The sequence below is a fragment of the Streptomyces sp. AK08-02 genome (assembly GCF_033795085.1).
GTDB lineage: Bacteria > Actinomycetota > Actinomycetes > Streptomycetales > Streptomycetaceae > Streptomyces > Streptomyces echiniscabiei.
Genome location: NZ_JARAZV010000010.1, coordinates 207,289 through 220,276, shown reverse-complemented (window position 1 = coordinate 220,276; position 12,988 = coordinate 207,289). Strand labels below are relative to the sequence as shown.

The window sequence follows — 12,988 nt, the reverse complement described above, 5'->3', positions numbered from 1 at the left end:
CACCTTCTCCCGGACGCACCCGGAATCCGGGCTTCCCGCGAATCTCGTGAGGATTCGACAGGCCATAACAGGTCACACCGACCACGATGGGGGTGTCGCGAGAGTCACAGGAGGACTTCATGGCCGCGGAAGCGCACGGCAGGGCGGGAGATGTCGCGGACGGGCGACCGGTCACGCGTGGGCCCGAACACGTGCCCGGGAACGTGCTCGTCTCCATCGGTGCCCTGCTGCTCGGCATGCTGCTCGCCGCCCTCGACCAGACCATCGTGTCGACCGCGCTGCCGACCATCGTCAGCGACCTGGGCGGCATGGACCACCTGTCCTGGGTGGTCACCGCCTACTTGCTCGCGTCGACCGCCGCGACCCCTCTCTGGGGCAAGCTCGGCGACCAGTACGGCCGCAAAAGGCTGTTCCAGGCCGCGATCGTCATCTTCCTGATCGGCTCCGCGCTGTGCGGTATGGCGCAGAACATGCCCCAGCTGATCGGCTTCCGGGCGCTCCAGGGGCTCGGCGGCGGCGGGCTCATGGTGCTGTCGATGGCGATCGTGGGAGATCTGGTCCCGCCGCGTGAACGGGGCCGCTACCAGGGCCTGTTCGGTGCCGTCTTCGGTGCGACCAGTGTGCTCGGCCCGCTGTTGGGCGGCCTCTTCACCGAACACCTCAGCTGGCGCTGGGTGTTCTACGTCAACCTCCCCGTCGGCGCCGTCGCCCTCGCCGTGATCGCGACCGTCCTGCGCATCCCGCGCCGGTCCGCGCGGCACGTCATCGACTACCTGGGCACCCTTCTCATCGCCTCCGTCGCCACCTGCCTGATCCTCGTCACCTCCCTCGGCGCCTCCTGGGGCTGGGGCTCGGCGCGGATCGTCGGCCTCGCGGTCCTCGGGGTCGTGCTCGCCGTCGCCTTCGTCCTCGTCGAGCGACGGGCGGCCGAACCCGTCCTCCCGCTCCAGCTGTTCCGGCTGCGCACCTTCACCCTCACGGCCGTCATCAGCTTCATCGTCGGCTTCGCCATGTTCGGCGCGATGACCTATCTGCCGACGTTCCTCCAGGTCGTCCAGGGTGTCTCGCCGACCATGTCGGGCGTGCACATGCTGCCGATGGTGCTCGGCCTGCTCGTCGCGTCCACCGTCTCCGGGCAGATCGTCAGCCGTACGGGCCGCTGGAAGGTGTTCCCCATCGCCGGCACCGGCGTCACCGCCCTCGGCCTCCTCCTGCTCCACCGGCTCGACGAACACAGCTCCACCGGCGAGATGAGCGCCTGCTTCCTCGTCTTCGGCCTGGGCCTCGGCCTGGTCATGCAGGTCCTGGTGCTGATCGTGCAGAACGCGGTCTCGTACGAGGATCTGGGCGTCGCCACCTCCGGCGCCACCTTCTTCCGCTCCATCGGAGCCTCCTTCGGCGTGGCCGTCTTCGGTACGGTCTTCGCCGACCGTCTCGGCGACAAGCTCACCGACGCGTTCCGGGGCGTACGACTGCCCGCCGGGGTCTCGGCGGACGCCCTGGAGTCCGACCCGCGCGGCATCGCCGCCCTCCCCTCGGCGCTGCGACCGCCCGCGCTGCACGCCTACGCGTCCGCCATCACCGACGTCTTCCTGTACGCCGTTCCGGTCGCCGTTCTGGGTTTCGTCCTCGCCTGGTTCCTGCGCGAGGACCGGCTGCGCGGCTCGGTGACCGCTCCCGACGTCACGGAGACCCTCGCCAGCAACCCCGTCCAGCGGTCGTCCTACGACGAGGTGTGCCGCGCGCTGTCCGTGCTCGGCACCCGCGAGGGACGGCGCGAGATCTACCGGACGATCACCGCACGGGCCGGCCTCGACCTGTATCCGGCGGCGAGCTGGCTGCTGCTGCGCATCCGGCGGTACGGCTGGGCGGAGCCCGCGGTCCTGGCCGAGCGCAGCCTCGTACCGCTGACCGTGATCATCGAGGCGGCCCGGCAGGTCGAGGAACGCGGGCTGGCGGTACGCGAGGGCCTCGACATGGTGCTGACCGACACGGGCCGCGAGACCGCCGAACGGCTGGCCGAGGCCCGCGAGGAGTCCCTGGCCGAGCTGCTGGGCGACTGGTGGGGCCCGGACCGCCCCACCGACCTGGTCCAGCTGGTGCGGCTGCTGAACGAGGAACTGTGCGGCTCGGACGCGGAACAGCCGCACAACGGCTCGGCGGACAGGCTCAGTTGAGACTCTCCCGTCTGTCCTGGTCGGCCTGGCCGGGCTGTTCGCCCTGGTCGTTCGGGGCGTCCAGGTTCTTCCGGAACCAGTGCTCGGCGTACTCGCTGTCGTTGTGCGGCTCGGTCTCCAGATAGCCGAGGTGTGCGTACAGGGCGCGTGCCTCGACCAGGTCGGAGCGTGTGTCGAGGATCAACTGCCGGGCACCGAGGGCCCGTGCCGCGTCCTCCGCCGCGGCCACCAGAAGGGCGGCGCCGCCCTTCCCCCGCATCCCCTCGTACAGGAAGACCCGGGTCAGCTCACCGGTCGTGGCGTCGAGGAGCCGTACGCCCGCGCTGCCGGCCGGTTGGCCGTCGTACCGGGCGACGAGCAACTGGCCGTCCGGCGGGGCGAGTTCGGCGCCCGAGTGGGCCGCGACCTCGCGCTCCAGCTCAGCGGGTTCCGTGCGCCGGCCCTGGTGCAGGAGGTACCAGCGGTCGCTGACCTCCGTGTAGTACGCCCGCCAGAGCGCGGCGGCGACAGGGGAGTTGAACGGTTCCGGGGTGATCGTCCAGGTCATGACCCGCATTCTCGGCAGCCGCCCCACCGGCCGCGCAACTCGATTACCTGTGACCTGCGGGTCCCGCCCCGGCTGTTTGGGGAGCCGCTTCCGGGCAACCCGGTGCATTGACCGGTCTGTTCGGACTGTCGGTCGGGCCGGCCGAGAAGCCGGTCGAGGAGTCCTTCGAGAAATCCGGAAGGCGTTCATGTCCACAGGAGTGCTCATCGTTCTGATCGTGATCGTTGTCGTCGCGGCCGTCGTCATCGGCGCGCTCGCCCTGAACCGGCGGGCCGCCGGCGCACACGGTCCACGCGACCTGAAACGGCGCTTCGGGCCCGAGTACGACCGGGTCGTCTCCCGTCACGACGGGGACACCAAGGCTGCCGACCATGAACTCACCGAGCGTGTCCAGCGCCATGGCGACCTGCGTGAACGGCCGTTGGAGCCCGCCGAGCGCGAGCGGTTCGCGGCCCGCTGGACGGCCGCCCAGGAACAGTTCGTCGAGTCGCCGCACCAGGCGGTCGCCGACGCGGACCTGCTCCTCGCCGAGGTGGCCGGCGCACGCGGCTTCCCCGAGGGCGGCCAGTACGAGGAACAGTTCGCCGCGCTCTCGGTGCACCACGCCCAGCATGTGCACGGCTACCGGCGCGTGCACCTCGCGGCTCGCGAGGAGCGGCCCGACACGGAGGAGATGCGCACGGCGATGATCGAGGCCCGCGCCTTCTTCGACGACCTGGTCGGCGAGGGGGAGCGGCCCCGGACGAAGTCGAAGTCGCGACTCAACAAGCTTCAATTGAAGGGGAGTTGACTCACATGACGGACATCGGCAAGCGTGAAGGCAACACGACGAAACCGGACACCGGGCGGCTGGATCCGGAGAGGTCGGCCACCGAGAGGCCGGCCACCGAGAGGTCGGCCACCGAGAGGCCGGCCACCGAGAGGTCGGCTCACGAGAGGTCGGCTCACGAGAGGGTGACCGGTGAGCGGGCGACCGGCGAGAAGCGGACCGGCGAACGGCTGCCCGGCGACCGGCTGCCCGGTGACGGAGTTCCCGGTGACGGACTGGCCGGCGACCGCCCCACCGGGGTGAGGCCGCTCGGTGAGAAGGCCGATACCGGGAAGCAGGCCGGTGCTTCCCCGGTGCCGCCGCCCGTGGCCGCCCCGGCGCCCACACGGGCCCATGAGGGCCGGTCGTCCCACGGGGCCGCGCTGCTCGCGCAGGACGAGCGCGACAAGCTCACGCTGCGGCTCCAGCACGCCGTCACCGGGTTCGTGGACGGCCCCCAGGAGTCCGTCGAGGAGGCCGACCGCGTACTGGAGGAGGTCACCGAGCGCTTCACGGAGGCGATCGAGCGCAGCCGCCGTACCGTGCGCGCGACCCTGCAGTCCACCGGCGGCACCGACGGCGGCGACACCGAGCGGCTCCGTCTCGCCCTGCGGGACTACCGCGAACTGGCGGAACGTCTGCTGCACAGCTGAGGCCCCGCCACAGCCCGGGCGGCGGCGCGCGGCAGGCCGAGACTCCGCACGGCCTGTCTCCGCACCGCCCGTCTCCGCCCCGGCTACTCCGACCGTCCCGCCCGCGTCTCCCGCGCTTCCCGCCACTCGCGTACGACCTCGTCGACGTCGTACGGCTTCAGGCCCAGCGGGGGGCCGGGCGGGGGCTTGAACATCATGTCGCGGATCTTGACGTTGATCTCCGTCACGATCCGGCGGACCGCCCCCTCTGAAGGGGCCCGGCGCGCCGCCACCAGCGCGTCCTCCGCCTCCTTGCGCAGGGCCAGCGTCGGCGGCAGGACCGACAGCCCCTCGCGGGCCATTTTCTGCTTGACCCACCACAGTTCGTCGTACGACGTGTCAGGACCGTCGGACAGCGGCTTGCCCACACCGGGAAGCGCGGCGATCTCCCCGCGCGCCTCCGCCTCGCGGATCTGCCGGTCGACCCAGGACTCGAAACTCACACCGGGCGGTTTGCGTTCGGTCATGTGTCCATTGTGCCGGACCCGGCCCAAGGCGACGATGGGGCGATTTATCATGCGGCGGCGTACGGCAACATAGCCGACGTACAGGGACTGTTCAGCAACGATTGTTCCGCGAGGACGGTCGGGTCACCTTCGGTGACCGTTCAGAAGGAGCGCACGTGCTCGAACTCACCATGGCCACCGTCTCCGGGACGGAAGCCGGCGCCACGGCCGGCATGCTCATGGCCGAGGCGCCCAGCGAACCGGGGGCCATCATGCGGGTGGGCCGCGACAAGGCGGTGTGCCGTCTCGCGACCCCCGACGACTGGCTGTTCGTCTCACGGGTCCACCTGGAGTTCCTGTGCGGCCCCGACAGCACCTGGCACCTCTCCTGGCTGCAGGGCTCCCAGCCCGACCCGTCCTCCGAAGTCCGGCTGGTCGTCGGCGAGTACGCCCAGACCGTGCCGTACGGAGGGAGCGTGCCGTTGCCCCGGGGCGGTGCCGGAGAGATCATCGTCCAGGACCGCACCGGGCCGCGCAGCGTCAACGTGGGCTTCTACCACGAGGGTTGAGCACCGGCGGGCGGGGCCGGCGGGGGCTCCTGGCTATGCCACGACCCTCGCCAGCGCGAACCCGTCGTACCCCTTGCTGCCCACCGTCTGTACCGCCGTGCCGCTCAACCTCGGGTGTTCGGCGATGAGCCGGAGAGCCTCGCGGGTGCCCCGGATGCTCGGGTCGGTGGAGTTCGCGTCGGCCACCGCGCCCCCGCGCACCACGTTGTCGACGATGATCAGGCTGCCCGCGGTGGTCAGCCGCAGTGCCCACTCCACGTAGTGCGGGTTGTTGGCCTTGTCGGCGTCGATGAAGACCAGGTCGAACGGCGCCGGGTTCTCGTCGGCCAGCTTGGGCAGCGACTCCAGGGCGGGGCCCGTCCGCACCTCGGTGATGTCGTCCAGGCCGGCCCGGGCGAGGTTGCGGCGGGCGACCTCGGCGTGCTTCTCCTCGTACTCCAGGGTGATCAGCCGGCCGTCGGCCGGGAGCGCGCGGCCCAGCCAGATGGTGCTGTAGCCGCCGAGGGTGCCGATCTCCAGGATGCGGCGGGCACCCTGGATCTGGGCGAGGAGCTGGAGCAGCTTGCCCTGGTTCGGGGCGACGTTGATGTGCGGCAGCCCCTCCGCGTCGCTGTCGCGCAGCGCCGCCTCCAGGGCGTCGTCGGCCGGGGCGAGGAGGGTGGTGAAGTAGTCGTCGACGTCTTCCCAGCGCTGGGACTCGCTCATGAAAGTCGTGCCTTCCGTTCGGGGCCGGGGTGGGGCGTGCGGGCGATGTGCCGAGTCATTTGTAGCCCTCACGGGCGACCACGTCGGCGATCCGCTCCGCGTCGATTTCGTAGACCGTCTCACCGGCCCGGGGGTCGCGGGCGTGCAGTGTGTGGAACAGCGGGCCGTACGGCGAGCCCAGGTCGACGAGCGTGGCCGAGGCCCCGCGCACCGCCCGTTCCGTGCCCGCCGGGCCGGTCAGATCGACCCGGTTGACCACTCCCGGCGTCACCCACACCGGGACCGCCTCCAGGTACCCCATGATCTGCAGGTGGAAGTGGCCGCACAGGATCAGCCGTACGTCGCTGCCACGGACCGCGTCGGCCAGGTCCGCAGGGTTGCCGAGCCCCAGCGCCCGCTGCAGCGCGTTGTCCAGGGCGACCGGCGGATGGTGCAGCACGACCGTCGTGCCGTGTTCCGCCGGGGTGCGCAACAGCTCGCGCAGCCAGTCGAGTTGGACGGTGCCGAGATAGCCGTACACCTTGCCCGGCACGAGCGAGTCGAGGGTGACGATCCGATGCCCGTCGACCACGCTCGACGCCGCCAACTCGCCGTCGGCGGAGATGAGCCGGGAGTCGGCCCGGTCCCCGCCCGCCGGGTCGAGATGCCCGCTGCCCAGGGCCTTCGCGAAGGCGCCGCGCTCGTCGTGGTTGCCGGTGGTGAAGAACACGGGTGTGCCCCGCTCCCGGGCGAACGCGCCCACGAGGTCCCGTACGACCGCGTACTCCTCGGGTGCCCCGCTGTCCGCGAGGTCCCCGCTGACGACGACGGCCCCGAGGCCCTTGAGATGCGAGACGTCGATGAGTATCCGGCGCAGTGACTCGGTGGCGTCGACGCCGTGGCGGTTGGGTGCGCCGGCGTGGTTGATGTGGGTGTCCGACAGATGAAGGATCCGCATCCCGGCGACGCTACTCCGGCCTGGCCGGGCCATGGTCGTCCTGGGCACACCTCGTCCGATCCGACCTGAAACAGCCGCTTTCCCTGCTGTGTGTGGTCTGTGTCGATTCCGGGTGGGGACCCGGACCTCGGGCCGGACAGAGGACCGAAAGCGGGTAAAAGACTGATGTTCCTCAGGTGAAGCGGGGGTTGCTCGCGTCCTTCACAGGAGGCAGTGCGATTCTCTAGGCGTTCGTACAGGATGAGACGCATGGGGCAAAGGGTGCCCATGGTGCGTACGGGGCAGATATGGCGGGAGGCCTACGAGGCGTGGCGAACGCGGAGCACGGTGGTGGAGCGGGAGGTGCCTTCGGAAGGGGCACCGCCGGAACGGCGCAGGCGCGGCTGCAAGTGACCCGTGCGGCGCTCTGGCTCGTCGTCGCCGTCCTCGCGGTCAGACAGGTGGCCGTCGTCCTCAGCACCCCGAAGGGGGACCGGCTGATCGACCTGGAGACCTGGGTCGGGCCCGACGGCGTGCTGCATGTGAAGGGCTCGCTCTACGACTCCACGCGGTTCACCGGCACCCCCTTCGGCGGGCTCGTCCTCAAGCCGCTCACCCGGGCCGCCGAACAGGCCCTCGGCTGGGGCTGGACCTTCGGCACGCTGTTGCTGGTCGTCGCGCTCGGCGTGGTCGCCGCCCGAGCCCTGCCGGCGCCCGTGAGCCGCCGTACCGCGCTGCTCGCCGCGCCCGTCGCCATCAGCCTGCTGATGCTGTCGCTGCCCGTGCGCAACACCCTCTACCTCGGCCAGACGAGCGTCATCCCCGTCCTGCTGGTCCTCCTCGGCTGCTTCGTGGCGCGCGAGGAACGGTCCGCCGGTGCGCTCATCGGCCTCGCCGCGGCCCTTCAGCCGACCGTGCTGCTGTTCGCGCCGCTGCTGTGGTTCACCGGCCGGCGCCGGGCGGCCGTCTCCGCCGGCATCACCTTCGCCGCCTGTACCGCGCTCGCCTGGGTCGCGATGGCCGACGACTCGTACACCTACTGGGTCCACCACCTGGGCGGAGCCGGGCTCGGCGGCGCCGCCTACGACCGCGCCAACCAGTCCCTGCACGGCGCCCTGCTGAGGCTCGGCTTCGACGGCCCCCTCGAGATCGGCCTGTTCCTGGTGCTCGGCGCGGGTGTCGCCGTCCTCGGCCTGCGCCGGGCGGTGCGCTACGCCGAGGACGGTCAACTGCTGCTGGCGGTCGCGATCACCGGCTGCGCCGCCGTGGCGGTCTCGCCCACGTCCTGGCAGCACCAGCTGCTGTGGGTGCTGCTCGCGGTCGTCGGCCGGGTCGGCAAGCGCGCCTCCGACCGCTACATGTGGCCGGTCGCCGTCATCATCGTGATGACGCTGCCCGCCAAGATGGTCATCCCGAACGGGGCCGTCCTCCACCCCGTCCGTGACAACGTTGTGCTGCTGGCCGCGGTCGCCGCCGCCACCTTCGTACCGTTCCTGTCCCGGGCCTCGGAGCACTACCGCTCACCGGTCCCCACGGACTACGCGCCGCCGGTCCCCGCCCGCTTCCGCCGCGTTCCGCTGCTGCCCTTCCTGCGCCGGGCGCTCACCCGCCCGAACCTGCTCCTCGAACTGCTGCTGATCCGGGTCACGTACGCCGCCTACCAGAAGGTCCGGCTCGCCGCGACCGGCGGGACGACCACCGGTGGCCGGTCCACCGCCGAGGCGCACGGGCACCAGATCCACGACATCGAGAAGTTCCTGCACATCGACATCGAGCACTGGGTCAACCACACGGTCGTGGGGATCGGCTGGATGCGGAACTTCTTCGACTTCTACTACGAGTCGTTCCACTTCGTCGTGCCGCTGGCCGTGCTCGGCGTCCTGTACTGGCGCCGCCCCGTCGACTACCGCTGGGCCCGCGCCTCCCTCGGCTTCGCCACACTGCTCGCCCTCGTCGGATTCTGGCTCTACCCGCTGGCGCCGCCGCGTCTGATGCCGGGCCTCGGCATCATCGACACCGTGCACGGCGTCCAGAACTTCTCCAAGCCGGACTACGGGACGCTCACGGCGCTCACCAACCAGTACGCCGCGATGCCCTCGCTGCACTTCGGGTGGTCGCTGTGGTGCGGGCTCGTCATCGCGATCGTGGCGCCGAAGTGGTGGATGAAGGTACTGGGGCTGCTGCATCCGCTCTTCACGGTGTCCGCGATCGTCGCCACCGGGAACCACTGGGTGCTGGATGCCGTCGGCGGGGCCGCGGTGGTTCTGGCGGGGTTCGGGTTGTCGTACCTGTTCATGGGGGAGCGGGCTCGTACGGTCGCTCGGGTGGCGGAAGTTGGTGGTGAGCGGCCGGGGGCCGAGAGGGACCGTGCGCTGAGGTAGTCCGTCGGGCCGCCGACATCGTGGCCGGGCTCGCCCCGGGTTGACCCAGGGCAGGGGCACGCGGAGACTGTAAGCAGTACATATCCCTCAAGGGTGTACACCGATACACCCGGGCTCCTGCCGCGCGCCTTTCGGCGTCCGGCACAGGTACACACGTACACACGTACGCAGGTCCCTCGCGGTGACCCAGTCCCCCTTCCCGCTTTCCGGGCGGTGGTGTCGACGGGCGCCGGAATCCGAGAGGGGAGGCTACGAAATGGCCTTCCGTTCCTTCAACGCTCTGAACCGTCACCGTCGAAGCCCGGTGCGCAAACGTTTCTGGGCGGAGGCCGTGCTGGGCGGCCTTTCCGCGCTGCTCCTCCTGGTGACGCTCGTCTGGCGCGACTGGATCGAGATCGTCTTCGGCTTCGAGCCGGACGCCGGGAGCGGTGCGGTGGAGTGGCTCATCGTGGCCGTCACGGCCCTGGTCACCGTCCTGTGCGCCCTCGGCGCGCGGACCGAGTGGCGCAGAACCCATCCGGCCGCCGCTCCCGCCGCGCGGTAGGCGAACGGTGCCCTGGGGAAAGGAGCATCGCCATGCCTGAGGATGTCACCGAACTGGTCCGGAAGGCCCCGCTGAGCTTCCTCGGGACGGTCACCCGTCTCGGTGACGCGCGGATGGCGGACGTCCCGGCCGACGAACGGACGGCCGTGGTCCAGGTGGACGAGGTACTGCACGCGCCGGACGCCTTCAAGCGGCTCGCGGGCAGCGAGGTCACCGTGCAGCTGTCGGCCGAGATCGATCCGCCGGTCGTCGGAGAGGCGGCCGCGTTCTTCACCCGGGGAACGGTCTACGGCGCGGGCCTCGCCGTCACGGAGGTCGGCCGGCTGCCCGCCGACGCCGTCCAGGAGCATGTGTCCCTCGCGGCCAGGACCGCCGACGCCATGCCGTTCTCCGCGGTACAGCGCGACATCGCGGACACCGACATGGTCGCCCACGCCGACGAGGCGGACGCCGTGGTCGTCGGCACCGTCGTGGGGCTGGAACAGATGGGCGACGAGCCGTCCTCGGAGCACGCCCCCGACTGGTGGCGCGCGCGGCTCGACGTGGGGCACGTGGAGCGGGGAAAGCTGTCCCCGGGGCAGGTCACCGTGCTCTACCCCAACAGTCTGGACTTCCGCTGGTACAAGGTGCCGAAGCCGAAGGCCCAGCAGGAGGGGATGTGGATCCTGCACGCCACGGAGGGCGACCTGAGCGAGTGGGCGCCGTACCAGCTGCTCCACGCCGACGACCGCCAGCCGGTGCAGAAGCTCGAAACCCTGCAGTCCGCGCGGAGGTGAGCCCACATGTCCACCCTCAAGGTCGTCAACATCACCCCCGTCGCCCTGAGCGGCGACGTCAGCCAGGACGGCGAACCGAGTATCGCGGTCAACCCCGAGCACCCGAACGAGATGGTCGCGACCGCGTTCACCCCCGATCCGATGGGAGGCCCCCTCGCCCCGATCTACGTCTCGACTGACGGCGGCAACACCTGGACGCTGCGAAGCATCGTCCCCGGCGGTACGGACGGTCTCGGGACCGGTGACATCTCGGTCAGCTTCGCCTCGCAGGGAGGCGCCCTGTACGCGGGCATCCTCAACGGCCAGGCGGCCGAGGCCGGCATCACCCGGATGCAGATCCTGCGCGCGCCGGGCATCGGCTCGACAGCGCCCATGGCGGTTCTCGTCCAACGGGACGAGGAGGACCAGCCGTGGGTGGTGGCCGGGAGCGTCCATGTGAACGGCAGCACCTTCGACCGCGTCTACGTCGGCAACAACGACTTCGGGCAGCAGAGCCCGCGGACGGCGACCGTGGACGTCTCGGTCGATGCCCGAACCGCTCCGGCACCGGCCGGGTTCACACCCACCCCGATCGAGGCGCGCGCCACCTCCGGCCAGGACGGGCCACCGGTACGGATCGCCCTGCATCCCGACGGGACCGTGTACGCCGCCTTCGAGAGCTGGCAGACGAAAAGCGGTTCGAACGTCACCTTCGACGTGGTGGTCACCCGTGACGACAACGGGGGCATCGGGCCGACCCGGTTCCGGAATCTGAAGGACGCGGCGGACCAGACGGTCGGCCAGCGGGTGGCGACCGGGCGGTTCGTGAAGTTCAACGCGATCATGGGACAGGAACGCCTCGGCGGCGACCTCTCCATCGCGGTGGACCCCGCGGACTCGAACAGCGTCTGGGTCGCCTGGTGCGACCGCGTCGGCGGAATCGCCGGCACCGACTACACCCTGCACGTGCGGCACTCGACCGACCGCGGCCAACACTGGTCCGCCGACGTCCGGACCATCACCGACGCCAAGAACCCCGCGCTGGCGGTGAACTCGGACTCACTGACGGGACTGGCCTACCAGCAGTTCACGCAGGCACAGTGGGTGACGGCGGTGGAGCTGACCGGCGACGGCTGGCAGACACCGGCGGAGCGTCAGGTGCTGCACCAGGCGCCCGCCGGAGTCCCCCAGCGGCAGGGGCTGCCGTTCCTGGGCGACTACATGCGGCTGCTCACCATCGACCGGGACTTCTACGGCGTCTTCTCCGGCAACAACACCCCCGACCACGCCAACTTCCCCGCGGGTGTGACGTATCAGCGCCATGCCGACTTCGTGCACCACCAGTTGCTCGACCTGGACCAGGTCACGCTGGTGCCGCCGTCGATCGACCCGTTCTTCTTCCACCGGGCCGCGTAGACGCGCGGTTGTGGGCGCGTGCCCGTCCGGCAGAGGGCTCAGCGCGCGCTCGTCTGCGGCGCGGGTACCGCCAGGCTCGGACGGTGCGCCTGGGCCAGTATGCGCAGGCACTCGATCGGGTTGTCCCGGACCGGGCGGCGGGTCACCGCCGCGCCCATCGCTGTCGCCCGGCGTAGCCGCTGGGCGTGCAGGAGGATCACGAAGCGGGTCAACGGCCGCTGTTCCTCCGGGAGTTCGGCGATGATCCGAGTGGCCTCGCGGAGGGTGGCGTGGGCTGTCGCCGCGGTCGCGGAGAGCAGCGAGCGGACGCCGGGGAGATCTCGGCCGCGCTCCAGGTCGGACCGTACGACGCCGTGTTTCTCCAGGTCGTCGGTGGGGAGGTAGAGGCGGCCCTCGCCCAGGTCCTCGGCCAGGTCGGTGAGGAAGTCGGTGCGCTGGCAGGCGTCGGCGAGCAGCCGGCAGCTGTCCGCGAAGGCCGGAGTGCCGCCGCCCGGCACCGACAGACCCGAGGTGATCATGAGGAACGGCCAGGTGAGCGTCTCGATGTACGCCTGGTAGTCGTCCTCGGTCGTGAACCCGGCGAAGTCCAGGTCGATCTCGGCCCCGACGAGGTACGAGTCGACCCAGGAGCGCGGCAGTTCACGCGCCTCGGCGGTGTGCAGGAAGGCCCGCAGCAGGGGATGCCGGGCGGATCCGGTGTCCAGTGCCGTGCGCACCTGCTCGGCCCAGCCCGCGTAGCGCTTCGTTCGCTCCGCCACCGTGCCCCGGTCGCACAGGTCGTCCGTGAACGACGCGAACGCGTAACCGGCGAGGATGTGGGGCTGGAGACGGGCGGGGATCAGCAGCCGTACCGCCAGATGTCCGGCGGGTTCCCGGCTCAGCATGAACTGCTTGGCCTTCAAGTAGGCGGCGCGGTCCGTACCGCTGGTCACTCCCGCCGCGTCCAGACAACGTTGCCAGGATCGCACCGGCACGCCTCACCGTCGTAGTTGCAGTTGCCCTCGCAGTCTACGGCGGGTGCTGGGCGGAGGC

Annotated in this window: 13 protein-coding genes; 8 read left to right on the top strand and 5 right to left on the bottom strand. The window is 70.8% G+C overall.

What is annotated here, in order from left to right:
- Positions 1–119 precede the first annotated feature (119 nt).
- Complete coding sequence (locus tag PV734_RS22185; protein WP_319291202.1) at positions 120–2,177, top strand: MFS transporter; 2,058 nt, start codon at positions 120–122, stop codon at positions 2,175–2,177.
- On the opposite strand, the gene PV734_RS22180 is transcribed toward PV734_RS22185, so the two are convergent.
- Positions 2,170–2,724 carry a GNAT family N-acetyltransferase gene (locus tag PV734_RS22180; RefSeq protein ID WP_319291200.1) on the bottom strand — a complete coding sequence of 185 codons (555 nt, stop codon included), beginning with the start codon at positions 2,722–2,724 and terminating at the stop codon, positions 2,170–2,172. The genes PV734_RS22185 and PV734_RS22180 overlap by 8 nt on opposite strands.
- 187 nt (positions 2,725–2,911) lie before the next feature.
- Here PV734_RS22180 and PV734_RS22175 point away from each other — a divergent pair, with 187 nt between their 5' ends.
- Positions 2,912–3,514: a hypothetical protein gene (locus tag PV734_RS22175; RefSeq protein ID WP_319093131.1), complete on the top strand. Its 603-nt coding sequence runs from the start codon at positions 2,912–2,914 to the stop codon at positions 3,512–3,514.
- 5 nt (positions 3,515–3,519) lie between these two features.
- Positions 3,520–4,185, top strand: a complete 666-nt coding sequence (locus PV734_RS22170; RefSeq protein WP_319291197.1) for a hypothetical protein — start codon at positions 3,520–3,522, stop codon at positions 4,183–4,185.
- Between the two features lie 83 nt (positions 4,186–4,268).
- Here PV734_RS22170 and PV734_RS22165 read toward each other — a convergent pair whose 3' ends face one another.
- Positions 4,269–4,691, bottom strand: coding sequence for a DUF1992 domain-containing protein (locus PV734_RS22165; protein ID WP_319093129.1), 423 nt, complete (start codon positions 4,689–4,691; stop codon positions 4,269–4,271).
- Between the two features lie 155 nt (positions 4,692–4,846).
- On the opposite strand from PV734_RS22165, the gene PV734_RS22160 reads away from it, so the two are divergent.
- Positions 4,847–5,239, top strand: coding sequence for a hypothetical protein (locus PV734_RS22160; RefSeq protein ID WP_319093128.1), 393 nt, complete (start codon positions 4,847–4,849; stop codon positions 5,237–5,239).
- Between the two features lie 33 nt (positions 5,240–5,272).
- Here the strand turns inward: PV734_RS22160 and PV734_RS22155 are convergent, their stop codons facing one another.
- Together PV734_RS22155 and PV734_RS22150 are read right to left on the bottom strand one after the other, a co-directional pair.
- A complete protein-coding gene (locus PV734_RS22155; RefSeq protein WP_319093127.1) occupies positions 5,273–5,944 on the bottom strand; it encodes an O-methyltransferase in 672 nt (223 codons plus the stop codon).
- A 55-nt stretch (positions 5,945–5,999) separates the two neighbouring features.
- Positions 6,000–6,881 carry a metallophosphoesterase gene (locus PV734_RS22150; RefSeq protein ID WP_319291194.1) on the bottom strand — a complete coding sequence of 294 codons (882 nt, stop codon included), beginning with the start codon at positions 6,879–6,881 and terminating at the stop codon, positions 6,000–6,002.
- A 308-nt stretch (positions 6,882–7,189) separates the two neighbouring features.
- Here PV734_RS22150 and PV734_RS22145 point away from each other — a divergent pair, with 308 nt between their 5' ends.
- From PV734_RS22145 to PV734_RS22130, 4 genes are all read left to right on the top strand, one after another.
- Positions 7,190–9,241, top strand: coding sequence for a bifunctional glycosyltransferase 87/phosphatase PAP2 family protein (locus PV734_RS22145; protein ID WP_319291192.1), 2,052 nt, complete (start codon positions 7,190–7,192; stop codon positions 9,239–9,241).
- A gap of 256 nt (positions 9,242–9,497) precedes the next feature.
- Positions 9,498–9,785: an ABC transporter permease gene (locus PV734_RS22140; RefSeq protein WP_319093124.1), complete on the top strand. Its 288-nt coding sequence runs from the start codon at positions 9,498–9,500 to the stop codon at positions 9,783–9,785.
- 32 nt (positions 9,786–9,817) lie between these two features.
- Positions 9,818–10,561, top strand: a complete 744-nt coding sequence (locus PV734_RS22135; protein ID WP_319093123.1) for a hypothetical protein — start codon at positions 9,818–9,820, stop codon at positions 10,559–10,561.
- A gap of 6 nt (positions 10,562–10,567) precedes the next feature.
- On the top strand, positions 10,568–11,956 hold the full coding sequence (locus PV734_RS22130) for a hypothetical protein (protein WP_319291189.1): 1,389 nt from the start codon (positions 10,568–10,570) through the stop codon (positions 11,954–11,956).
- A gap of 38 nt (positions 11,957–11,994) precedes the next feature.
- Here the strand turns inward: PV734_RS22130 and PV734_RS22125 are convergent, their stop codons facing one another.
- Entirely contained in the window at positions 11,995–12,924 is a 930-nt protein-coding gene (locus tag PV734_RS22125) for a phytoene/squalene synthase family protein (protein ID WP_319093121.1), read from the bottom strand.
- Positions 12,925–12,988 lie beyond the last annotated feature (64 nt).